Below are 23,309 nucleotides of genomic sequence, written 5' to 3'. Positions count from 1 at the left end.
CCATCAGCATCAAGTCTTTTTTGGTAAGGTTTTCGATCTTAGAAATCGTGCAGTTTGGTGTCTGCGTGAGAGGTAGAATCAGCTACCCTGAAAAGATTTCGTCTAGCAAGGAATGCTACCGGAATCCTGGATGCAACGCTATTGCAGCTATGCAGGCACTCTTTCCACGACAAAGATTTTTGGCAAAAGTATAGTCAAACCCAGTAACCGTAAATATTGTGGATATTAATACGCTGTATATTAGTTTCTGATGACTGCTGTGTTGACTAAGCTATCAGCTTTTGTCCTTTGTCCTTTGTCCTTCGTCCTTGGTGCTCTCACGTAGAGGCATTAGCGGCTTCCCGCAGGGAATGACTAATGACTAATGACTAATGACTAATGACTGCTGTTAGCTTAAAACTTTTATTTCTGTTTGATGGAAAGAGGTAGAAAAATCGTGAAAGGATTGGCGCGTTTATTAACAGTGTTTAGTTTGTTACTTAGTTGCTGGGGATGGTTGGGAACAACTCAGATAGCCCAAGCTGCTAGTTTCAATAGTTTTGCTTTTCCACAAGTCCCAGTTCTGGCAATTGAGCGGCAGAATCGGGCAGATAAGAAGCTAGGAACGGAATTTGGGAAAAAAATTGATTTGAATAATACCAACGTTCGAGCTTTTCAACAGTTTCCAGGGCTTTATCCTACCCTGGCTAAGAAAATTATCACAAATGCTCCTTACAAAAATGTAGAGGACATATTGGATCTTCCAGGATTGAGCGATCGCCAAAAACAAACCCTGCAAGCCAACCTCGAAAAATTTACCGTTACAGAACTAGAGCCTGCCTTTAATGAAGGAGACGATCGCTTTAACAACGGTATCTACAGATAACTGAATTGCAGTTAATGTAGCAAATAGCAGCCCACTCCTGATTCTAGGGAGTGGGAGTATTTTATTAGAGATGAGGGGGATGAAGGAGACAAGGGGGACAAGGGGGACAAGGGGGACAAAATAAAATCTCCTCCTGCTCCCCTTCTCCCCTACTCCCCTGCTCCCTTGCCCCTCTGCTCCCCTGCTCCCCTTTCTCCCCCATTACCTTGTCTCAGATAGATATTCCTAGCCAATTTGATGTCTTAGTAGTCGGCGCTGGTGCCGCCGGACTATACACAGCGCTGTGTCTGCCAGAATCCTTACGAGTCGGTTTGATTACCAAAGAAACCGTTGCTTTGTCTGCCAGCGATTGGGCGCAAGGTGGCATTGCCGCAGCGATCGCCCCAGAAGATTCTCCAAAACTGCACATTGAAGATACAATCCAGGCGGGTGCAGGTTTATGCGATCGCACTGCTGTCGAATTTCTCGCCCAACATGCCCCTAGTTGTATTCAATCCCTAGTTAACTTGGGGGTTGCTTTTGACCGTCATGGTCAAGCCTTAGCTTTAACTTTGGAAGCCGCCCATTCTTGCCGCCGTGTTCTCCACGCTGCGGACACTACAGGGAGGGAAGTTACTACTACCCTTACCGCCCAAGTATTACGTCGCCAAAATATTCAAGTTATTCAGCAAGCTTTGGCTTTGAGTTTGTGGATTGAACCCGAAACTGGTTGCTGTCAGGGAATTAGCCTGTTTTATCAAGGTAAAATCACCTGGATAAGAGCTGGTGCTGTAGTACTAGCAACCGGTGGCGGTGGTCAGGTATTTGCCCAAACCACTAACCCGGCTGTGAGTACAGGTGATGGGGTAGCGATCGCAGCTCGAGCTGGGGCTATCCTCCGCGATTTAGAATTTGTCCAATTTCATCCCACTGCCCTCACTAAACCTGGTGCCGATCGCTTCTTGATCAGCGAAGCTGTACGCGGCGAGGGAGCACATCTCATCGATAATGAAGGGCGGCGTTTTGCCTTTGATTACCACCCTGCGGGCGAACTTGCACCGAGAGATGTGGTCAGTAGAGCAATTTTCAGTCATTTGCAACGTACCGCCCTTGATTTGGCTACTGCCCATGTATGGTTGGATATGCGCCCCATCCCTGCTGACAAGATTCGTCACCGCTTTCCCAATATCATCAAAGTTTGTCAGCATTGGGGCGTTGATGTCTTCCACGAACCAATTCCTGTAGCGCCAGCTGCCCATTACTGGATGGGTGGAATTGTTGCGGATCTGATGAATCGCACCAATATCCCCGGTTTGTACGCAGTGGGTGAAACCGCGAGTACCGGTGTGCATGGGGCAAATCGCCTTGCTAGTAATTCCCTATTGGAATGTATTGTGTTTGGGGCCCAGATGGCTAATATTAAGTTAGAAAATATTGGGCTGTCCTCAGAAATACCAGTGCTGCCATTACGGAAATTTAATCCTGATGCTAGTGAGTGGCACATCCAACAAGCACAGCTAGAAACACTTAGGGAGAAGTTACCGCGTCTAGTGTGGGAAAGTGCTGGTATTTGTCGAGAGCAATCAAAGCTGGAAACTGCGATCGCTACTATTGAATCTTGGCAGCAAGATTTCGCTGCCTTGCCTTTAAGTCAATTCTTGCTTGCTTTACGTCCAGTAGAACCCGCTAGTTTTGACCTACCAGATGTTGAACGGCAATTGGGACTTTGGGCAGAAACCCGCAATTTATTAGATGTAGCTGATTTAATTCTCAAAAGTGCTGCTTTTAGAACCGAAAGCCGAGGCGGACACTTCCGTTTAGATTATCCTCAACCAGACTCAAATTGGCAAGTCCACACACTTATACAAACAAATCATTGGTGGAAATCTCGATTATTGTCTTAAATAAACTATTTTAAAGAGCCTGACGGTTTTCGCAATCCTAAGCATAACATCTTGCAATAAGCCACTAAATACAAAGATGTGGTGTCCAAGACAAGACGATACCTAACTAATTGCGCTGCTCTACCACAATCTAAAATCTAAAATTTAAAATTGCCATCAGCGGGTGCCGCTACCATTATGACTGTCGGGACCACCATAATTTGGTGGAATGTATATGTCTTTTAAATTTTGAGAATTGACCTTGCGGGCGATTATGGTGTTACTGCTAGTAGGGCCAAAAGAATTAGCACTTGCAGTAGTGAATATACCTGCGCAAGCAGCAATTTTTGGTATCAGTATGTAAGTACCTATGCAGAATATTATAAACTTTGTGATTCGGAAGTTAGTCTTCATGTCTTTCAGTAAATTTACTAATTTTTTATTTTAAAGTGTGTTTTTTAGTTGCTGCCGTATATTTACTGTGATTCTTGAAAAAAATATTTTAAATTTATGAAATTCTTGCTGGTAGTGTACAAATCATTGTGTATTCGCTTGTCGATTAACCTTAGTTTGCCGATATGAAATAGTCTTTATACTTAAGTGGTATCCTGAATGAGCGCTTTTTACATCAGTCTCAGGTTAGATATGTTAATTACTTACTGCAAGCATTTTGCTTACTTCATTATTTATTAATAATATCTTAATTTTTTTAAGTATAAACACTATGTTTACTAAATCAGGAGTTTATAAAAATATGAAATAATACTTATTTAATTGTATATTTTAGGTTTGATGAGTAAATATCTATAAAGATAAAACAACGTATTTATGGTATTAAAAGGATTTTTAAATTTATAAAATGGCGTAATAACCGAATAAATATAAGTATAATTTTATATGCAATAGATTTTACATTAAAATTATTTTCCTAATTATCTTTGGTGATTAATTGCTTTCTGACATAAGATATGAGGTTTAGTGCTTCAAGGCAAAAAGCCTTACTAGGTCTATATTTTGGTTAAAAATTTACCTTGCAGGAGATCCGCTATATTTTTTCAAGACAGTGCCTTAGACGTATCTCCAGTCTAAATTCCGAATTTAGAGGTAAAAATTGTAACTAAAGTGAGAAAAACTGGAGACTTGAATCTTGACTAATTAAGCAAACTCGTAGCGATTTTTACCCAAGCGCTTGGCACGGTACATTGCTGTATCAGCTTGTTTGATCAAAGTTTCACTATCTTGACTGTTGTATGGATAAACACTAATGCCAATACTGGCAGAGACTTGGATTGTATATCCGTCCAAAACAATTGGTTTGGTAATACTGCTTAAAATTTTTTCGGCGACTTGACCAGCTATTTGGACATCAGGAATTGCCCGTAAAATCACAGTAAATTCATCACCACCCAAACGAGAAACTGTATCACTAGCGCGTAAAGAGTTGCTGAGTCTTTCAGCAATAGTCATTAGCAAGCGATCGCCCGTCTTGTGTCCCAAAGTATCATTGACTTGCTTAAAGCCATCTAGATCGATAAACAGCAGTCCCAGCAACAAGTTATTGTGTTGTGCCCAATGTAAAGACTCGTGAAGTTGTTCGGCAAAAAATTTGCGATTGAATAAACCGGTAAGGGGGTCGTGATACGCTAAATAACGTAAGTGGTCTTCTTTGAGTTTTAATTCATTATTAGAGTGGAATAGTTCAGCAGCAGTACGCTTAAGCTGTTCTTCCATGATCTTGCGCTGAGTAATATCTCGGATGACACCAACTAAAAAGAAATTGCCAGCCGAGTCTTTGTGAAGCGATCGCTTAGTGGCAATCTGATGAGTCTGTCCATCAGCATTTGTAAATTCTTCTTCATTTTCCTGGGGTTGCTGAGTCCGAAAAACAAGATCGTCCTCTTGTCGAAACACATCAGCTTCATGTTTTGGGAAAAAGTCATAGTCTGACTTTTCAAGTAATAACTTATTTGGATAACCGATAAATCGACAATACGCCTCATTTAAAACAATCCACTGGTGTTGTTCATTTTTCACAAAAATTGGATCGGGAATCGTGTTGATGACGTGATGCAAAAATTCTTTGGAACGTTTCAACTCTTGCTGCATATGAGCAATACGACTAGTCATCCAAATAGCTGAAATGCCAAAGCAAACCAGTGAGGGAATAAGTGGTATCCACCAACCGTACAAGAAAGCAAGGTATGCACTCAGGGTTAATACAAAGCAAGAAACTAGGATACAGAAGAGACTCCTAGTTGCGTTTCGTATCCACCATATCGTTACGGCTCCCAGATAAGACCAAACAAAAATCCACAAGTATTCCACCAAGTCAGGCCAAACTTTGAGTAATGGTCTTCCATCAACAGCAGCAGAGATTAACTGACTAATAAAATAAGCCTGCAATTCAATACCAGGTACAGGCTTTCCTATACCCATTAGACTGCTGGAGTAGGGAATAAATACAACATCTGGGAGACTGGGTGTAGTGGAGCCAATAAGTATAATCCGATCTTTAATTAAGTTTGCTTTGACTTTATCTGCCAGTACATCTCTCATCGATACCTGGCGAAAGCTACAAAGTTCCTTAGATGAATGACATTTAGGTTTGGGAAAATTGCTTAAAATTTGGTAGCCTCTATTATCAGCTCCCACGTATGCACCATCATTAGCCTCAAAACGAGTAAATACTGCCTTACCCAATTGCAAATACTCAGGGTTACTTTTTGCTTTCTTGGGAGTAATTCCCTTTGACTTTAAATACAATAAAGCCAACTTCAGGGCAAAACTTTCATGTACCTGATTATCAACGTGCCAATACAACAAACTGCGACGCACTTTACCATCAAGATCGTACAGCACGTTATTAAAGCCCACTTGATCCTGATTCAGTCCCAATGGAGGCGGAACACTAAAGTTTTTGTCATTTGCTAGTAGTTCAATACCAATTAAGTTGGGCATTGAATTATAAGCATTACGCAATTCTTGATTACCAGGTTTTACTGGTAAATCTCTGTAAATATCTAAGCCAATAGCACGGGGTTTGTAGACATTTAATTTTTGCAACAACTGGGCAATATTCGCATCTGGAATTGGCCACGAACGTACTTCGTTTATATAAGTCTCATCAATCACTACGATCGTAATCCGCTCTTCTGGTGGTTCATTTGGACGTAAGCGAAAAAATTGATCCAAAGCCGCCAACTCCAAAGATTGCAATAATCCAATGGAGTGCAAAAGCAGGACGCAGACTACAACGCTGGCGGCCGCAGTAATCAATTCTCTGTGTCCTCGACTAAGCGATTGTTTCAGTCTAAAGATTAACTTAACAAAACGCTTGCCTAGCTGCTGATTCATTCCCATCACCTAATAGGCAGAAATATTCTCTATTTCCTATAGCTATTAACTATCGGACTAACATAGCTCAAGTAGGAGCTAAATAGAGTTTCTAAAAATTTTTTCAACTCAGCAAGGTTCATCAAGACATCGTGGTATTTGTGATGTATTACCATATATTGAGACCAATTATCTGACCAAAGGGCAACTGGGACTCTTGTAGCTATCAGCACAGATTAATAAATATTGTTGGAAGTGAGTTCAGTAAATTTAACTCTCAAAGCCTTCTCTAGTAGAGCTTACTCAATTAAGCTCACATTTGCGATAGATTAGGTATTTTGCTGAGAATTACGTTAACTTCTAACAGACACACCTCCGGTTCGAGCCTGACATGATTACATCCCAAGGTGGCTCTCAAGTGTTCTAAAAATAAATTAAAATATACATTGTATTAAAGTAAATATACTTAGCTAATTTCCTTGAGCTTAAGTATTTACAGATAAAAGCCGCAGGAAAATTGGTAATTGGGCATTGGATAAGACCTATTATCTATTACCAAAAACAAAAAAGCCAACTGGAAACAGATTTTACTTTATTCATCCAGTTGACTATGATGTGTGAACTACTGAAGGTCAGTGTAGGTACTTTACTTAAAATACTTGAAGTTGCCAGACCCTGTGTAACCAGAAACTTTCGCTAGTTCCTCTAAGTTTTGGACTCCGCTATAGCTTTTACCATTAACGATCCAAGTGGGGAAACCTTCAATTTTTGCGGCTTTACACAATTCTGGTTGAGCTTTGAGTCCATCGGAGGCGCACTCTACCTTAACATCATTGTTGATTACTTCTTCGGCCTCTTTACCAAAAAGCAGCTTTTGTTCATGACAGTGAGGACACCAATAAGCAGTATATTCCTTTGCGCCTACCTTCGCCAGATGGCGTGCTAAGGCTATTTCTGCTTCACTAGAAGTAGTGGTAACTTCCCAACCGAACGCTGGGTTGGGGTTTTCCTTGGGAGTAAAGGTAATTTTTGTCGGTTGTCCAGGAGTTCCAGGTGTAACATCTGATTGGTTCACGCCAGCATAGATGCCTAAAGTACCAATCAGCGTTACCATCCCGACAATCAGGGCGGTAAAGAAGATTTGTCCAATATCCTCCCAAGTCCGACCGATAATCGTTAGTACCAAAAGACTCAGGGAAAACAAAGCTGAACCGATACAGTAAGGACAAATAGCTTTGATTTGAGATGTCAGCACATACATTAAGTAGCCGCTAAAGACAGACATAGCGATCGCACCTACCAGTAGCAGCCACCACGTCAAATTTTCCAATTGTTTGCGGTTATTGTTTTCCCCTGAGTTGAATATCAAGGGAGCCAAAGCGAATATCACCATACTGGTGTATGCCAAAAACCCAAACAAAGCTAATGGCTGACCAAAAACCGTTGCCCAAGCACTGGAAAGCACATCATTACAGCCTTTAGCACCAGCCTGTGCCACACAAGCGGCACTGCCTCCAGTTAACTTTTCTATGGTGAGATAACCTGTTATCAGAGCACCACATCCAGCGATCGCGGCAATCAATGGACGTGACCATTTATGAATCCAAGGAGTAGAACGGCGGCGAATCATAAATATTAGGAAATCGGGAATCGGGAATCGGGAATCGGGAATCGGGAATCGGGAATCGGGAATCGGGAATAATAATTGTTCGCTTGCTCCCGCTACTCCCTACGCCCTACTCGCTACTCCCCACTTTCTAAGAATGTAATTTCACTTGTTCTGCTGATTTGCTTTCACTTTTGGAGTTCCAATTGCGACGTGCGGCTTCCACAAATTGGCTGACGCGAATTGGGTCAATTGGTTGCTCTATGCGTCCATGACGTTTCAGGGAACTGGAAACTATTACACCATCTGCTGCCTGCATCAATGTATCAATATTTTCCCAATTGGCCCCACTACCGATGAACACTGGCGTACCGTTTGCTGCGCCACAAGCTAGTTCCAAATCTTCTAAGTTAGGAGGACTACCAGTAGCCCAGCCCGATAAAATCACTCCGTCTGCTAAACCCCTTTCAATGGTGTCTTTCACGGCGACTGTGAGATTTGGAGAACTCAAAGGACGGGCGTGTTTCACCAACACATCGGCCAGGATTTTAACATTAGAACCTAACTCCCGTCGATAGCGGAGTAATTGATGGGCTTCTCCCTCAATTAATCCCTGGTCGGTTGCCATCACGCCTGTGAGGACGTTGACGCGGATAAATTGCGCCTGTACACAGCTAGCGATCGCTATTGCACTTTTGGCATCGTTTCGCAATACATTTAAGCCTATGGGCAAAGTCACCAAATTCTGTATCCGCTGCACCACAATGGTCATGGCACTCACAACCACTGGATCGACTTGGTTTTTGGTAAACGGCGCGTCGAAAAAATTTTCGACAATCAGACCGTCAACCCCTCCACTTGCTAAGGCTGCGGCCTCTTGTTCGGCACGGTCAATCACCGCTTTTAGGCTACCTCCCCAACGGGGTGAGGTAGGCAGTGGTAGCAAGTGAACCACGCCAATAATTGGTGAGCGAGTTTTAAATATCTGATATAAGTCCACGTCTTTAATCCGCCTCGCGGAGTCCAGAGTCCAGAATTTTTTGACTATTGAACGCCAGTTCAACACCACTCCCCTGAAGGTCGGGAACCTCTATATAAGGGTGGCTCTTCAACGGGGAAAACCCCGCACGTGAATGGCTCCTTTTGACCCTTGACTCTTGACTTTTCATTAACTAGTCAAATGTGTTTTATGATAGTCGGTTTATTGCCTCTTTCCCCAGATGGAAATTGGCGTGAAACCTCCCATAAGATATGTTAAGATAAAACCTGGCTACAAGAGGAGTTTGCCACTCACTAGACGCAAGGCAGCTTTCCGTGGTTTAGGCGTCTTGTCCGCGCACTGTCGTAGGACTTGCCAATCGCCAGGGTAGCATTACTGCTTTATAGGCGTAGTCGCTTTCGTCGATTTCCCTGAGGGTAGCGGCTTCTCACAACAAGCCCTTTGGGCGGCTTCCCGATGGGTAGGTTAACAACGCACACGCTGTGGTAATGTAAAATACCAATAGGCGAATTGTTAAAAAAGATTACAAGTGTCAAATGTACCCAAAGACACTTCAATTTACCCTGGGGAACAGATTGATAAAAATATCATAACATGACCTCTATTTTTATTAGTGATAGGGTCATAAGTCCACGGACAGTTGCTGACAGTGGGAATTTGCCACTGTACTGTTATTAGAAGGATAGAGATCGGAAAAAAGCGAAATTAGCGCCAGAATGTTGACTACAAGAAAAAAATGAAGATATTTTCAAAATATGGGTGACAAGCCAACAATTGCCATTTCTCACCTGGGCTGCGAGAAAAATCGAATTGATACAGAACACATGCTGGGAATGCTCGTAGAAGCAGGCTACGGTGTAGATACAAATGAAGAGTTAGCAGATTACGTTATTGTTAATACTTGTAGTTTTATTGAAGCGGCCCGGCAAGAATCTGTCAGAACTTTAGTAGAACTGGCAGAGGCAAATAAAAAGATCGTAATCACTGGCTGTATGGCGCAACATTTCCAAGAACAACTTTTGGAGGAGTTGCCTGAAGCAGTAGCCGTTGTGGGTACAGGCGATTATCACAAAATTGTAAATGTAATTGAGCGTGTTGAACTTGGCGAACGGGTCAAACAGGTTAGTATAGAGCCAACCTACATTGCCGACGAAACTACACCGCGCTATCGCACTACAACGGAGGGTGTTGCTTACCTCCGGGTTGCGGAAGGATGTGATTATCGTTGTGCATTTTGTATAATTCCTCATCTTCGAGGAAACCAGCGATCGCGTACTATTGAATCTATCGTCGCCGAAGCGGAGCAGTTAGTTAGTCAAGGGGTCAAGGAAATTATTCTAATTTCCCAAATCACCACTAACTACGGTCTAGATATTTACGGTAAGCCAAAATTAGCCGAATTACTTCGCGCTTTGGGGAAAGTAGATATACCGTGGATCAGAATGCATTACGCTTATCCCACGGGACTGACCCCAGATGCGATCGCGGCCATCCAAGAAACGCCTAACGTTTTGCCTTATCTGGATTTGCCATTGCAGCATTCTCATCCAGATGTTCTCCGCGCCATGAACCGTCCTTGGCAAGGACGCGTAAATGATGGGATTATAGATCGCATCAAAACGGCGCTACCAACAGCCGTACTGCGGACAACATTTATTGTTGGTTTCCCAGGAGAAACTGAAGAGCATTTTGAGCATCTACTAGAGTTTGTTCAACGGCATGAATTTGACCATGTTGGTGTCTTCACCTTTTCCTCTGAGGAAGGAACCCCAGCTTACAAGTTGCCAAATCAGTTGCCCCAATTGGTGATGGACGAGCGCCGATACCAAATTATGGAAATCCAGCAACCGATTTCTCAAAAGAAAAATCAACAGGAAGTAGGCAAAATCGTTGATGTCCTGATTGAGCAAGAAAATCCTGAAAGTGGTGAATTAATCGGTCGTTCAGGTAGATTTTCCCCAGAGGTTGATGGTCTGGTGTATGTCAAAGGCCAGGCAAAATTAGGAACCATCGTGCCAATAGCGATTCACCACGCTGATACATACGACCTCTATGGTCAAGTAGTCAATAACTAAATTGTCCTTTGTCTTTTGTCCTTTGTCTTTTGTTAAATGACCCTTACAGATTCACCCTTATCCCAAGATCAACGCTGCATTAATGGCAGTTTTCATGAGGGTTTACCTGAAATTCGGGGACTCACTCGTAGGCATAGCTTCTCCAAGAATTGAGGCTTTGCTATCGCCCTTGGCTGACTAACTAGCCAATAACTAATGACTAATGACTAATGACTAATGACTAATAACTAATGACTAAATGACTAATCCAAAAATCCTTACAAAAAATTTAGGACGAATTAATGACTCTTTCATTTCAAGAATTAGGCATTTCCCAAGAACGTGTCGAACAACTAGAAAAAATTGGTTTTACTGAACCAACTAACATTCAAGTGCAAGCAATTCCTCAATTGCTTGCAGGTCGTGATGTGGTAGGTCAATCTCAAACTGGAACAGGCAAAACGGCAGCATTTTCTCTGCCAATTTTAGAACGGCTAGATATTAATCAAAAAGCCGTTCAAGCCATAGTTTTAACACCAACTCGTGAATTAGCGATGCAAGTTCACGATGCGATCGCCCAATTCATCGGTAATGAAGGATTGCGGGTGTTAGCAATTTACGGTGGTCAATCAATTGACCGTCAAATGTTACAACTCAAACGTGGCGTTCACATGGTCGTGGGTACTCCAGGACGGGTGATCGATTTGCTTGATCGCGGCTGTTTAAAGCTCGATCAAGTCAAGTGGTTTGTATTGGATGAAGCTGATGAAATGTTGAGCATGGGCTTTATCGACGATGTGATAAAAATCCTCTCTCAAGCGCCCGTAGAACGCCAAACAGCTTTATTCTCGGCAACAATGCCACCATCGATTCGGATGTTGGTGAATAAGTTCTTGCGATCGCCGGCGACTGTCACCGTTGAGCAACCAAAAGCCGCTCCCAACAAGATTAATCAGGTAGCTTACCTGATCCCTCGCCACTGGACAAAAGCCAAAGCTTTACAGCCGATTCTGGAAATGGAAGATCCAGAAACAGCTTTAATCTTCGTCCGCACCAGACGCACAGCCGCAGAACTCACCAGTCAGTTACAAGGGGCTGGTCACAGTGTTGATGAATACCACGGTGACTTGTCGCAACAAGCGCGGGAACGGTTATTAAGCAGATTCCGTAACCGTCAAGTTCGCTGGGTGGTAGCAACTGATATTGCAGCACGAGGGTTAGATGTCGATCAACTCTCCCATGTGATCAACTACGACTTACCCGATAGCGTAGAAACTTACGTCCATCGCATTGGTCGTACTGGTCGTGCTGGTAAAGAAGGAACAGCAATTTCTTTAGTACAACCATTTGAGCGGCGCAAGCAGCAAACATTTGAACGTCATAACCGCCAAAGTTGGCAATTGCTGTCGATTCCTACACGCGCCCAGATTGAAGCGCGACACATCCTGAAATTGCAAGAACAGGTGCGGGAAGCTTTGACAGGTGAGCGTTTGGCTTCATTCTTACCGATTGTCAGCGAACTAATTGAAGAATACGATGCTCAAGCGATCGCCGCAGCTGCACTGCAAATTGCTTACGATCAAACTCGTCCCGCTTGGTTGAGTTCAGACGTGGAAATTCCCCAAGAAGAATCCTCCACTCCCAAACCCCGACTCGGCAAACGTCGTGAATCTTCCAGCGATCGTCCCCGTTCTGCGTGGAAATCAGATAACAGCAATGGTGAAGAAGAAAGACATTCTTCTCCCAAGCCCAAACTGCGGACAAGTCGTGAGTCTTCTGCATCTCCTAGTAAAAAGCTAGGTTCACCTACAGCCAGAGAATCAGCTTCTTAGTCAAGAGTTAGAAGTTGATCAATTTTGGATTTTAGATTTTTTCTTCAATCCCTTTGGGTGACGCTCCTGCATCGCTAACGCTGCGCTAACAGCAGTCGCTCATGGAGGAAACCCCCATCGCCCTTGGCGTCTCCCCTTGGGAGAGGACCGCGCTGCTTCACCAAAATCCAAGTTACGCTGGAAGCGCACCAAAAGTGCGACCCAAAATCCAAAATTGGCAGAGTTGAGAGTTACGAGTCAAGATTTTGACTTTGGCTCTTGACTTTTTGGCTTTTTGGGTAATTTATTCTATCAGTTTGTAGGAAGATTAATAAAAGATGCATTCTTCGTGGTCTTATGTTCACTATTCCAGACTTAGAGCAACTACAAGCAGAGCATCCAGAATGGCAGATGGAGCTAGTAGATGGAAATATAGTTGTTATGGGGCCATTAGATTATGAGTCAGAGGAAATAGGTGCTGAGTTAGCTAGATTACTTGGCAACTGGGTACGCCCACAGAGGCTAGGACGGGTGACTGGTTCTAGCGCTGGTTTTATTTTGCCTACATTAGACACTGAAAACGCGAAAGAAGCTGATAACGAAAAACGAAATCTCCGCGCTCCTGATGTATCTTTTGTTCGTGCTGATCGATTAAAAACAAGCAAGCGCGACTTTGTGGAACTGGTGCCTGATTTGATGGTAGAGATAAAATCTAAGTCAGACAGCATCAAACCACTGGTAGAAAAAATTCAGTTATTCCTACAACTTGGATGTACAGTTGGTATCCTGATTGATCCTGACAAATTGACGCTCACAGTTTATCGACTCAACCAAGAACCAATAGTTTTGCAGGATAATAACAAACTGACACTACCAGACTTATTACCAGGTTGGGAGCTAGTAGTGTCAGAAATTTGGCCTCCTGTATTCGAGTAGTTCAAAAATACTACAGCCAAGGACGACTAACTAGTTCTAACTCTCCAATTTCATCGTCGCTCAATCTCCAGCCCAAAGCACCAGCATTCTGTCGTACCTGTTCGGCTGTCTTCACCCCAGCAATAGGAATAACGTTCCCCTGAGCAATTAACCAGTTAAGAGCAACTTGAGCAGGAGTGCGATCGTATTTTTCCCCGAAGCTGCGTAGCAAAGATATGACTGGGGCAATTTTTTGCAAACCTTCTTTCTTGAATCGTGGGTCTATTTTCCTCGCACCAGTAGGCGTTTCAGCACTATCAATACTGTACTTCCCTGTGAGTAATCCCTGAGCTAAAGGACTATAAGCCAAAATAGTCACACCCAACTCACGTGCAGTTGCGATAATACCTTTGCTTTCAATTTGGCGACTGAGTAAAGAATAGCGTACTTGGTTCACAGCCAAAGGCACTCCACGCGCCGCCAATATTTGATGCGCGTCTCGCATTTGTTCTGCTGAGTAATTACTCACACCCACTGCGGCAATCCTACCCCGCTTCACTTCATCTGCTAGGGCATTCATCAAAGTTTCTTGGCTTAAAAATAAAAAGAAGGCAAAAGGCCAATGCACTTGATACAGGGCGATTCGCTCAAGTTGTAGCCGTTTGAGGCTGGCTGTTAAAGCATCCGAGACGGATTGGGCTGTAAATCGCCACGGTAGGGGGCCAAATTTTGTAGCGATTTGTACAGGCTGTTGTGTCTGTTGCAGAAATTGTCCTAAAAATTTCTCGCTCTTTCCCATTCCGTAGACTTCGGCAGTATCAAAGAAGGTAATACCAGCCTCTAAGGCTGCTGTAAAGGCTTCTTGTAACTGTTCTGGGCCGTAGCGATCGCCATAATTCCAAAATAATTTATCACCCCAAGCCCAAGTGCCTATGCACAAAGGTGTAACAACTGGGCCATTTTGCCCCAATGTGATGTTTTCCACGGTTACAAAATTTAGTTTATTTACATTTCTTTACTTTTATAGTGTATCGTTATAGACAAAATACGGTGCGATCGTTACCACTTGGCTGCAATTCTTGTTGTGCGTAGGCGTAGCCCGTTGTAGACATCGCGGCTTGCATAAAGATTTACAAATTACACCTGACAATTTACTATTCTCAGAATTAAGGGAGGCTAATAACCTCCCTTTTATAATAGTTGAGTGTATTTACTTGTATTTAAGAATTAGATGATTTATCCTGCTTGGCTTTTTTGATTAATTCCATATAGACATTAATCTCACTAATTTCTACATCATGCTCAACCCGGGTTACTTTCCATTTCTCCTTCTTTAAATAAACTTCTTCTCCTACTCTGGGAGTAAATTGGAGATCATAGAACTTTTTTAGAAAATCTTTTTGATTTTCTTCCCATAATATTACTTTGACTGGTTCTTTACTCATTGCTTATGCCTTTTTGGTTACTAGATGAAGGTAAGTAGTTTGATGACATACATAGGGAAAGTTTATCTTACTAATTCAATGGAATAGCGTAGTTAAAACCACATTTTAATATTGATATTGTTATGTGGTTTGATTGCGTCCGATAAAGTTACAGGGCAATGCGAGAACTTTAGTAAATTTTAATATTGGATATATTTGAAAATATTTCTCCGTATGTTGGGGTTAGAAAAATAAGTAAAATCCGTCAAACTAACGTCAAACTAAGAGTTCTTGCCGTTGATCAATACTGATTAATACAGTCATTTAGCAACACCAAAATTTTTATACTCCCTAATATACTTAAATGGAAAAGGGATTACGGTACTTTGCCCTGTGCGGACAAAATCAACATCCATAGTTTCAAGGAGTTGTCTGAATATCAGTTTTGAGTCATCCACCGCCACGATTTTACGAAGATGACAGGCATCTTTGAAAGAGAATTGCACCTTTTCTTTTCGGTCTCCAACAAAGTAATGAGCTTCTTTTTCGGTTTCACCAAAATATTTTATGTTAAGAGAAGCGTCGAATAAATCTTCTTTGCTCTGGTTATCCTGGGGGAACTTCAATCGAATTTGATATTGGTCGAGAAGGTAATCTCTAAAACGAGTAGCCCCACTTGTACTACTGACATCAATATCCTTGTCTCCTACCTTCTTTGTTGTTCCCAAATACTGTGCGATTAAAGACTTAAAATCTCCTTTCGATATAGGTTGGTTACCAATTTTTCTAAATTCCGATGAGAATGATTCAAATTTTTCAATATCAAGGTCAGATGCTTCTTGTAAAAATTCTTCAACTATATCAGCTAACTCATCTCCACTTCGCTTGTTTTCAGGAAGTTCAGTTTCGACTTCCTTGAGAATATTTTCAATTTTAGAAAGGTCAGGAATAGTAATTTCATCGGTTATAAATATCTGATTTATATCACCAGCATCAGAAATAACAAGACCTTCTAATGTGTTTATTTTATCTCCAGAGCTATCCTCTGTCATGAATTTTCTATATTTCTCAAATTTTTGCCAGTTAAATAATATATCTTGACCATCCATTTCGTAGAATTCAAAATTACCATTTGGTTGAATTTCCATAAAAATTACGTGGTCTGTATCTTCATCCCAAGCAGCAAAAGTCCAAATCCCTTTGAGTTGAAGTTTAGCCCAATCAAACAAGTTCAATGTTCGAGAACTAGCCCGCTTTTTTCATAAAATTCGGCATCATGTATAATTCTAAAATTTAGAGTGTTTTCTTTATCACGTTTACCGACGGTGATTAGCTTTTCATCAGTGATATAAGGAAGAAGAAATTCTTTCAGTGTAATTACTAAATTAGTAGAATCTTCATCATTAATAACTCTATTAACTATATGTATTGCCTGACCATCTAGTTTTGAGTGAAGTTGTTTTGGACTTTTAAGCAAAGTATTTTTGAGTTTAATGCTGCGATCAATTTCAATAGTTGAAAAATTAATACTCATGTATTCAGATAGATATTCTTAAATACTATTGAAAACTTGAAACAAAATACCTGCTCGGCTTTTCTCAAATTTCTCTATACTTTCAAACTCAAGGAAATTAGTATGAAGCTTTTTACCTGGTTTACCGCATTGTATGTAAGACTTTGTAGGATCTGTATCTTTACCGTCAGATGGAAGCCACCTTCTCAGCGTTCCTGTGCCACTATGGAACACATATTCAGGTCTTTTAAGAATTTTTTTTAATTCTCCCGTGCCTTTATATTCTTTTAATATGGAAACCTTTTTTCGATAAGAGGCTACATTAACGTTCAATAAGAATTCATTGTTTTGACTCTCATCACGACTAAGAGTTATTTCAGCAACGCTAATCGCATCATAAAGCTTATTTGCCAATGAAGGGACTTTAAGCAATGCTCCAGTCAGATTTGAGAAATGCAAATGTTTAAATTTAGATCGTGATGAACCTAGAGAGTTAATTAATAAGGTTCTTCAGTACTTGTTATGCAAAATTATTAGCGATACAATCCAATATTATGTCGTAAAATATGTCAACATTCTAGCTGAAACTCCTAATAAAATTGACATCTGAAGCATTTTTATTATTTACTATAAATATAAAAATCATATTTTTGGATGTATTCACAGTCGTGGCTAATAAAAAAGGGATTAAAATTCTAACAGAACTTCTTGATTTGGAAAATGTAAAAGTCATATCACATCGTCTTCATACTGGGATTGGAATAATTTTACAAACTGAATCGAAAAAATTATATAGTATTTGTCCTAACTGCGGCACAAAAAGTCATAAATTGCATCAAAATCATCGACATATCATTAAAGATTTACCTTTCGGAGAAAAGCCAGTATTTTTAGAAATTAATCGGCGACAATTTAAGTGTGAAAAATGTAAAAAACCGTTCAGCGAAGACCTAGATTTTGTAAAGAAGAAAAGGAATTATACAAAGCGGCTTGCACACAAAATAATACAAGAAGTTTTAGAAAATGATATTCACAGCACAGCCTCAAAAGGAATAGTGACGACAGAAGAGATAGAACGTATGTTAAAAGACGCATCTGAAAAATTATCTGAGTTAAAATTTTTAAATTTAAAAAGACTTGGAATTGATGAGATAGCTCTGATTAAAGGAAAGGGTAATTACTGTGCAGTACTCGTAGATTTGGATACATCCAAACTGATTGCAATTTTAGGCGGTCGCACACAAAAAACAATTAAAGAAACTCTTGTAGGATGGGGCACTGAAGCTTTAGAGCGAATAGAGGAAGTCAGTATAGATTTTTGTATTGGTTATAAAAATTTAGTTATGGAATTAATGCCTAAAGCTCAAGTAGTTGCAGATAGATTTCACGTTATGGTTCAGATAAATAAAGAATTAGATACAGCTAGAAAACGAGAGAAACGGAACGTAGAAGAGTTAATCAAAAAAGCAAATACATCATCAAAAAAAGCCGAGCATCAAAAAGTCTTAGAAGGATTGAAAAAAAGTAAATATGTTTTACTGAAAAATGAAGAAGATTTGAATCAGGAACAAAAAAATAAACTTATTCAAGTTAAAGCTGTATCTTCTACTCTAAAAGTAATGTATGAATTCAAAGAGAAAATTAGAACAATTTTTAATCAAACATATCATTGGTATACAGCGGTCTTTAAACTAGGTATGTGGTTATCTAAAGCTAAAAAATATTTCCCAAACAGCAATAATACTTTTATCCGTTGGTTTGATGAGATAATCGCTTATTTTGATAACGGTACAACTAGTGGTTCTGTTGAAGGGATTAATAACAAACTCAAGTTAATTAAGCGCTCGGCTTATGGGTTTAGAAACTTTGATAACTTCCGAGTAAGATGCTTATTAAATTGGCATTTTAACTATTAGTTTAGCATAACAAGTACGGAAGAGCCATATTTTTACGAATATCTGTTTTAATGTTTTCCTTAAAATCGCTAGGTAATTGCTCATTTTGGAGCATTTCTATATATTTTTTTAGTTGTAAATATATTTTATTTTTAAATTTGTCAGGGATTTGGTGGTCAAGCTTTAGTAAGTTATTGATAACAGGCTCTACATTAGAATCAATAAAAAGAACATATTTTTCAAAATCTTCCTCATTTCCATTGGCGATAAAACGTTTTTTAAGTTCGTCAATAGGTAGGTTTTTATTCAGGTTAGTAATAAACAGAATTTTTCTCTTTTGCTTGGCAAATTCCTTGTAATTAGAATGTATAAACTTTAGAACAATGTATGTTTTACCCGAACCAGTTGCCATACTCAGGAGAAGCAGCCCAAGATTATCTTGTTTACAGTATTGGTTTAATATTTCTTCCATATCCCTGATCACCTTAGTAAAGTTGAAAAAAGTTGGATGTGAATGCTACATCTAAATAGCGATCGCCAACTATGACACTAGTATTAGCGATAAAAGACAGGGGTAAGCAAGCAACTATCTCAGTTAGCCTCTATTAATGCTCAATCACGTTTAATCTAGTTATGGTTGCACAACAAGCCCTGAATAACCAAAAAGTTTTATGTACGTTATGCTGCGGTGTCTACCGCCAAACCCAAAAATTGATGCCCCGAAATTAGTAGTTTTTTGGAATATTGAACAGTTTATATTTAATTAAAGAGACTATATTCCATAAACTATACAAAAAAGTAGCTATGGCAAGCGGTGAAATATTTGATACCGAAAAAAAATCTTTATCTGTGCCAAGGGTAAACCTGCTAACCATGTTCCGGCTGGGTTTATTTCAAATGGGGTTGAGCATGATGTCCATTTTGACTCTGGGGGTACTCAACAGAGTCATGATTCAAGAAATAGCAATTCCGGCGATGCTGGTATCAGTAGTTCTAGCACTGCCCTTATTTGTTGCTCCTTCGCGTGTCTGGTTTGGCCAGATTTCCGATGCCAAGCCGTTATGGGGATACCACCGCACAGCTTATGTTTGGGTGGGTGCGGCAATATTTGCAATCGCAGCATTTTTAGCTATACAAGTGATATGGCAACTTAATATTGCTGGAAATAGTTCAGGTACTTGGGTATGGACAACCCAAGCAATCGGCTGGACAGCGCTTCTGGCTTTAGTTTTTGCTGTATATGGTCTAGGAATTTGTGCTAGCGGTACTGCTTTTGCTGCTTTGTTGGTGGATATATCTGAAGAAGATAACCGTTCTAAAGTGGTAGGTGTGGTTTGGTCAATGCTGATGGTGGGAATTATTGTTGGGGCGATTATTAGTTCCAAGTTACTACAGCCATTAACACTAGGCGTTTCCATAGCAACCTTGCAGCCAGCAATCAACAGGCTATTTTTTATCGTCCCAGCAATTGTATTTGGTTTAGCGATCGCAGCGACATTCGGCGTAGAAAAAAAGTATTCCCAATACTTAACCCGTTCCACACTGGTGAACCGGGAAGATAGCATTACTTTAGGCAATGCTTGGAAAATATTGACAGCTAGCCCACAAACAGGTATATTTTTCACCTTTTTATTGGTGATGACCATCAGTTTGTTTATGCAAGACCCGATTTTGGAACCTTATGCGGGTCAAGTGTTTAAAATGCCCCTAGCGGAAAGTACCAAATTAAATGTTTTTTATGGAACGGGTCTACTTATTGCCTACGGTGTTACGGGCTTTTATATTGTCCCGCGTTTAGGTAAGCGCAGAACTGCACGTTTTGGCTGTATGTTGGTAGCATTCTGTGCAATCTTGCTTGGTATATCAGGATTCACAGCTAATGCAGCAGTTCTCAAACTAGCTTTGGTCTTATTCGGTTTAGCCACAGGTTTCTTAACTACGGCAGCAATTAGCTTGATGTTGGATCTCACCGCAGCAGAAGCCGCAGGTACGTTTATTGGGGCATGGGGATTAGCGCAGTCCATCTCTAGAGGAATCGCGGTGGTAATCGGAGGTACAGTTTTGGATATTGGACGCAAGCTGCTACCAAGCCTAGAACTAGCTTATGGACTAGTATTCGTTCTAGAAGCCGTGGGAATGGTGCTGTCAATTTGGTTTCTGAATCGGGTGAACATCACAGAATTTAAAACAAGTACAAAGCTTGCGATCGCATCTGTTTTAGAAAACGATTTAGATTAAACTGTATAGGGCATGGGGCATGGGACAAATGACAAATGACAAATGACAAATGACTAATAACCAATGAATGATTTTTGGACAACAATTCTTGATTTTGCCCAAACTACCACTACCAGAGTAGGCAAGCAGCTAATGCAAGATTTTGGACAAGTACAGGCTTCTCAAAAAGCTGATGGTAGTTTGGTGACGCAAGCAGATAAATGGGCAGATCGGGAAATTCGGGATGCGATCGCTTCTAGTTTCCTTGGCTACGGCATTTTGAGCGAAGAGAGCGATCAGTCATTTCCCGGTACGGAGTGGTGCTGGGTAATTGACCCTTTAGATGGTACAACCAACTTCACACGCGGGATTCCCATCTGGACAATTTCTCTGGGTTTACTGTATCGAGGCACACCCATTTTTGGTTATGTTTACGCACCAACCTTGAATCAAGCTTTTCATGGTTTCTGGGCAGGTTCATCTGGTTTAGCAACACCAACAGGAGCATTTCTCAACAACCACCCCATCCACACTAGTATAGATAGTCCCAGCAACAATCACTTTTTTAACCTCTGTTCCCGCAGCACCGCAGTTATCCAGAACGGCTTTCCCTGCAAAATTCGGATGTTGGGTGTGGCTAGCTATAACTTTTTGACAGTTGCTACTGGAGCAACATTAGGTGGTATTGAAGCGACACCAAAAGTTTGGGATTTAGCCGGGGCTTGGGTAATTGTCCAGGCTGCTGGTGGGGTCTGGTCATCGCTTAAATCAGAACCATTTCCCTTGTCACCGGGAGAAGATTATAGCGATCGCTCTTTTCCCACCCTTGTAGTTAGTCGTCCCGAATTAGTTTCGGTATTTCAACCTTTTCTCGAAGGCATAAAAATTTAATTTGCAGCTCATCCACCTGTAAATAGTGATTTTCTCAACCAGCCTAGTGGACAATAGCATACCCGACATTAAACTTAACAAAACCCTGGTCAAACAAAGAATTGAGTATAAATAAAGCTGGTAAGAATCCTGATTTAAGCGCCAGACCAGTGTAGCTATTAATTTAAGTAGTGTTGTGGCTTTCATCACACTGGTTAATTTAGTATAAAAAATTTTATGTTGTCTAATCTAGATTTAATTCGAGAGTTTGTGCAAAACTCTATCCAGAAAAAAGACGTTTTGTTGTCAAATCCTGTTTTGACAGCGCAAACAGTATATAAAACCAACCAACTGACAGTAAAATCTGAAGGCGTAATTGCGACTGCTCAAATATCTCACACCCTATCTGAATTCTCGATTTCTCCAAAATCAACCCAGTGGGAATTGATAAATCAGGCATTAGCAGAATATAGTTATATCCTCAAAGGAGAAGTAGATAGTCGGGGTTTCTATCAGTATCAATACTGTCAAGTTCCCAAAGGCTATCAAATGCACTGTACTAAATGTGTCATTCTATGGCGAGCCTGGTGGAAATATCGCAAGTATACTTCCAGACTAGGAATTCCGTTAGAACTTCTGATTAGAACACGAGATTCATGGTATCCAATTAGAGATTTAATTATCAGTGATGGACTTCTCTATATCAAAACCTTGGGAAGTGAGATTGCACTTGGCTCAGACGACTTAGTTACTTGGTTGAGCAAAGTTGATGTAACCAAAATTAAAGAAATACCTTCTACAGAGACATAGGTGTGGGTATGGAGGTACAGATGTATACCTCTATATTTGTAAACATTTTTCAAAGTGGTATGACAGCATAACTAGGCAAAAGGACGTGAAGAAAAATGAAAGGACTTTGGCTCGAAAACAACCAGTTGCAATTACGCACAGATATTCCCGTTCCTGAACCGCCACTAGGAGAAGCCTTAGTACGCGTCTTACGTGCAGGTATCTGTAATACTGATCTGGAACTACTCAGAGGCTACTATCCCTACACTGGTATTTTGGGGCATGAATTTGTCGGCATTGTTGAACGAGGGCCAGAACACTTAGTTAACCAACGTGTAGTTGGAGAAATCAATGCTGTGTGTGGGCATTGTCGGTTTTGTCGTAGTGGACAACCAACTCACTGCGAAAATCGTACAGTTCTGGGTATTGTCAACCGCAATGGAGCCTTTAGTGAATATCTCTGTTTGCCGGTGGAGAACTTGCATCCCGTTCCTGATAATGTGCCGACAGAAGTAGCAACATTTACTGAACCTTTAGCAGCAGCTTTGGAAATTCAGCAGCAAGTGCCATTGCATCCAAACGATCGGGTGCTAGTGGTTGGAGATGGCAAACTAGGGCAGTTGGTAGCCCAGACACTAGCCCTAACTAGCTGTGAACTCTTAGCTGTGGGGCGTCATCGAGATAAACTGGCTAACTTAGAGACACGGGGGATAAAAACGAGTTTGGCCGACGCTGTTACAGATGGATATTTTGATATCTCAGTAGAATGCACTGGGAACCCAGAAGGATTTGCGATCGCCCGCCGCGCCCTACGTCCCCGTGGTACTCTTGTACTGAAAAGTACTTATGCTGGCAACCTCAGCCTAGATGCTTCTTCTTTAGTAGTAGATGAAATCACCCTCATCGGCTCCCGTTGTGGCCCCTTTGCTCCAGCCCTCCAGTTACTAGCCACAGGAAAAATTGACGTGCAACCTCTGATTCATGCCACCTACCCTCTTATTGAAGGGCTTGCGGCTTTTGAACACGCTCAGAGTAGGGGTGTTTTAAAGATATTGTTAGAGATTAGTTAATTGTCATTTGTCATTTGTGATTTGTCATTTGTCATTTGTCATTTGTGATTTGTCATTTGTCATTTGTCATTTGTGATTTGTCATT

Annotated in this window: 19 protein-coding genes; 10 read left to right on the top strand and 9 right to left on the bottom strand. The window is 41.0% G+C overall.

Annotation, left to right across the window (positions count from 1 at the left end; all coding sequences use genetic code 11):
- The first annotated feature begins 436 nt into the window (after window positions 1-436).
- Window positions 437-865 carry a photosystem II complex extrinsic protein PsbU gene (gene psbU, locus V7K41_RS16730; protein WP_334849853.1) on the top strand — a complete coding sequence of 143 codons (429 nt, stop codon included), beginning with the start codon at window positions 437-439 and terminating at the stop codon, window positions 863-865.
- 206 nt (window positions 866-1,071) lie between these two features.
- Entirely contained in the window at window positions 1,072-2,748 is a 1,677-nt protein-coding gene (gene nadB, locus V7K41_RS16725; protein ID WP_334849850.1) for an L-aspartate oxidase, read from the top strand.
- Between the two features lie 1,134 nt (window positions 2,749-3,882).
- Here the strand turns inward: nadB and V7K41_RS16720 are convergent.
- The 3 genes from V7K41_RS16720 to btpA form a co-directional block, all read right to left on the bottom strand.
- Window positions 3,883-6,081: a CHASE2 domain-containing protein gene (locus V7K41_RS16720; protein WP_334849848.1), complete on the bottom strand. Its 2,199-nt coding sequence runs from the start codon at window positions 6,079-6,081 to the stop codon at window positions 3,883-3,885.
- A gap of 625 nt (window positions 6,082-6,706) precedes the next feature.
- Complete coding sequence (locus V7K41_RS16715) at window positions 6,707-7,690, bottom strand: vitamin K epoxide reductase family protein (protein ID WP_334849846.1); 984 nt, start codon at window positions 7,688-7,690, stop codon at window positions 6,707-6,709.
- 127 nt (window positions 7,691-7,817) lie between these two features.
- Window positions 7,818-8,666 carry a photosystem I biogenesis protein BtpA gene (gene btpA / locus V7K41_RS16710; RefSeq protein ID WP_334849844.1) on the bottom strand — a complete coding sequence of 283 codons (849 nt, stop codon included), beginning with the start codon at window positions 8,664-8,666 and terminating at the stop codon, window positions 7,818-7,820.
- 755 nt (window positions 8,667-9,421) lie between these two features.
- Here btpA and rimO point away from each other — a divergent pair.
- The 3 genes from rimO to V7K41_RS16695 all read left to right on the top strand — a co-directional run bounded on the left by rimO (window position 9,422) and on the right by V7K41_RS16695 (window position 13,467).
- A complete protein-coding gene (gene rimO / locus V7K41_RS16705; protein ID WP_334849841.1) occupies window positions 9,422-10,741 on the top strand; it encodes a 30S ribosomal protein S12 methylthiotransferase RimO in 1,320 nt (439 codons plus the stop codon).
- Between the two features lie 281 nt (window positions 10,742-11,022).
- On the top strand, window positions 11,023-12,552 hold the full coding sequence (locus tag V7K41_RS16700; protein ID WP_334849839.1) for a DEAD/DEAH box helicase: 1,530 nt from the start codon (window positions 11,023-11,025) through the stop codon (window positions 12,550-12,552).
- Window positions 12,553-12,888: 336 nt separating this feature from the next.
- Complete coding sequence (locus tag V7K41_RS16695; RefSeq protein ID WP_334849837.1) at window positions 12,889-13,467, top strand: Uma2 family endonuclease; 579 nt, start codon at window positions 12,889-12,891, stop codon at window positions 13,465-13,467.
- Window positions 13,468-13,477: 10 nt separating this feature from the next.
- On the opposite strand, the gene V7K41_RS16690 is transcribed toward V7K41_RS16695, so the two are convergent.
- The 5 genes from V7K41_RS16690 to V7K41_RS16670 form a co-directional block, all read right to left on the bottom strand.
- Window positions 13,478-14,431, bottom strand: a complete 954-nt coding sequence (locus V7K41_RS16690; RefSeq protein WP_334849835.1) for an aldo/keto reductase — start codon at window positions 14,429-14,431, stop codon at window positions 13,478-13,480.
- A gap of 235 nt (window positions 14,432-14,666) precedes the next feature.
- Window positions 14,667-14,891, bottom strand: a complete 225-nt coding sequence (locus V7K41_RS16685; protein WP_322720852.1) for a hypothetical protein — start codon at window positions 14,889-14,891, stop codon at window positions 14,667-14,669.
- A 299-nt stretch (window positions 14,892-15,190) separates the two neighbouring features.
- Window positions 15,191-16,099 (bottom strand): hypothetical protein, encoded by a 909-nt coding sequence (locus V7K41_RS16680; protein ID WP_334849833.1) that lies wholly within the window; start codon window positions 16,097-16,099, stop codon window positions 15,191-15,193.
- A 2-nt stretch (window positions 16,100-16,101) separates the two neighbouring features.
- Window positions 16,102-16,404: a hypothetical protein gene (locus V7K41_RS16675; RefSeq protein ID WP_334849831.1), complete on the bottom strand. Its 303-nt coding sequence runs from the start codon at window positions 16,402-16,404 to the stop codon at window positions 16,102-16,104.
- Between the two features lie 18 nt (window positions 16,405-16,422).
- Entirely contained in the window at window positions 16,423-16,797 is a 375-nt protein-coding gene (locus tag V7K41_RS16670) for a hypothetical protein (protein WP_334849829.1), read from the bottom strand.
- Window positions 16,798-17,051: 254 nt separating this feature from the next.
- Here V7K41_RS16670 and V7K41_RS16665 point away from each other — a divergent pair, with 254 nt between their 5' ends.
- Window positions 17,052-18,299, top strand: coding sequence for an ISL3 family transposase (locus V7K41_RS16665; protein ID WP_442943211.1), 1,248 nt, complete (start codon window positions 17,052-17,054; stop codon window positions 18,297-18,299).
- Between the two features lies 1 nt (window position 18,300).
- Here V7K41_RS16665 and V7K41_RS16660 read toward each other — a convergent pair whose 3' ends face one another.
- Window positions 18,301-18,750, bottom strand: coding sequence for a DEAD/DEAH box helicase family protein (locus V7K41_RS16660; RefSeq protein WP_334849828.1), 450 nt, complete (start codon window positions 18,748-18,750; stop codon window positions 18,301-18,303).
- Window positions 18,751-19,082: 332 nt separating this feature from the next.
- On the opposite strand from V7K41_RS16660, the gene V7K41_RS16655 reads away from it, so the two are divergent.
- From V7K41_RS16655 to V7K41_RS16640, 4 genes are all read left to right on the top strand, one after another.
- On the top strand, window positions 19,083-20,516 hold the full coding sequence (locus V7K41_RS16655; protein WP_334849826.1) for a BCD family MFS transporter: 1,434 nt from the start codon (window positions 19,083-19,085) through the stop codon (window positions 20,514-20,516).
- A 63-nt stretch (window positions 20,517-20,579) separates the two neighbouring features.
- Window positions 20,580-21,386 carry an inositol monophosphatase family protein gene (locus V7K41_RS16650; RefSeq protein WP_334849824.1) on the top strand — a complete coding sequence of 269 codons (807 nt, stop codon included), beginning with the start codon at window positions 20,580-20,582 and terminating at the stop codon, window positions 21,384-21,386.
- A 216-nt stretch (window positions 21,387-21,602) separates the two neighbouring features.
- Complete coding sequence (locus V7K41_RS16645; protein WP_334849822.1) at window positions 21,603-22,175, top strand: hypothetical protein; 573 nt, start codon at window positions 21,603-21,605, stop codon at window positions 22,173-22,175.
- A gap of 95 nt (window positions 22,176-22,270) precedes the next feature.
- The gene (locus V7K41_RS16640) at window positions 22,271-23,224 is read left to right on the top strand and encodes an MDR/zinc-dependent alcohol dehydrogenase-like family protein (protein ID WP_334849820.1); all 954 of its coding nucleotides are present in this window, start codon (window positions 22,271-22,273) and stop codon (window positions 23,222-23,224) included.
- The last annotated feature ends 85 nt before the right edge of the window (window positions 23,225-23,309 follow it).

Source organism: Nostoc sp., from assembly GCF_036917415.1.
Classification (GTDB): Bacteria; Cyanobacteriota; Cyanobacteriia; order Cyanobacteriales; family Nostocaceae; genus Nostoc.
The sequence above is the reverse complement of the archived record's forward strand: the minus strand, read 5'-3'. Positions and strand labels throughout refer to the sequence as shown.

Excerpts from the sequence above, each read along its gene's own strand:
- V7K41_RS16700 (WP_334849839.1), top strand. The coding sequence starts at position 11,023 with ATGACTCTTTCATTTCAAGAATTAGGCATTTCCCAAGAACGTGTCGAA.
- V7K41_RS16685 (WP_322720852.1), bottom strand. The coding sequence starts at position 14,891 with ATGAGTAAAGAACCAGTCAAAGTAATATTATGGGAAGAAAATCAAAAA.
- V7K41_RS16640 (WP_334849820.1), top strand. The coding sequence starts at position 22,271 with ATGAAAGGACTTTGGCTCGAAAACAACCAGTTGCAATTACGCACAGAT.
- V7K41_RS16645 (WP_334849822.1), top strand. The coding sequence starts at position 21,603 with ATGTTGTCTAATCTAGATTTAATTCGAGAGTTTGTGCAAAACTCTATC.
- V7K41_RS16715 (WP_334849846.1), bottom strand. The coding sequence starts at position 7,690 with ATGATTCGCCGCCGTTCTACTCCTTGGATTCATAAATGGTCACGTCCA.
- rimO (WP_334849841.1), top strand. The coding sequence starts at position 9,422 with ATGGGTGACAAGCCAACAATTGCCATTTCTCACCTGGGCTGCGAGAAA.
- V7K41_RS16675 (WP_334849831.1), bottom strand. The coding sequence starts at position 16,404 with ATGAGTATTAATTTTTCAACTATTGAAATTGATCGCAGCATTAAACTC.
- V7K41_RS16720 (WP_334849848.1), bottom strand. The coding sequence starts at position 6,081 with ATGAATCAGCAGCTAGGCAAGCGTTTTGTTAAGTTAATCTTTAGACTG.
- V7K41_RS16655 (WP_334849826.1), top strand. The coding sequence starts at position 19,083 with ATGGCAAGCGGTGAAATATTTGATACCGAAAAAAAATCTTTATCTGTG.
- V7K41_RS16660 (WP_334849828.1), bottom strand. The coding sequence starts at position 18,750 with ATGGAAGAAATATTAAACCAATACTGTAAACAAGATAATCTTGGGCTG.
- V7K41_RS16695 (WP_334849837.1), top strand. The coding sequence starts at position 12,889 with ATGTTCACTATTCCAGACTTAGAGCAACTACAAGCAGAGCATCCAGAA.
- V7K41_RS16650 (WP_334849824.1), top strand. The coding sequence starts at position 20,580 with ATGAATGATTTTTGGACAACAATTCTTGATTTTGCCCAAACTACCACT.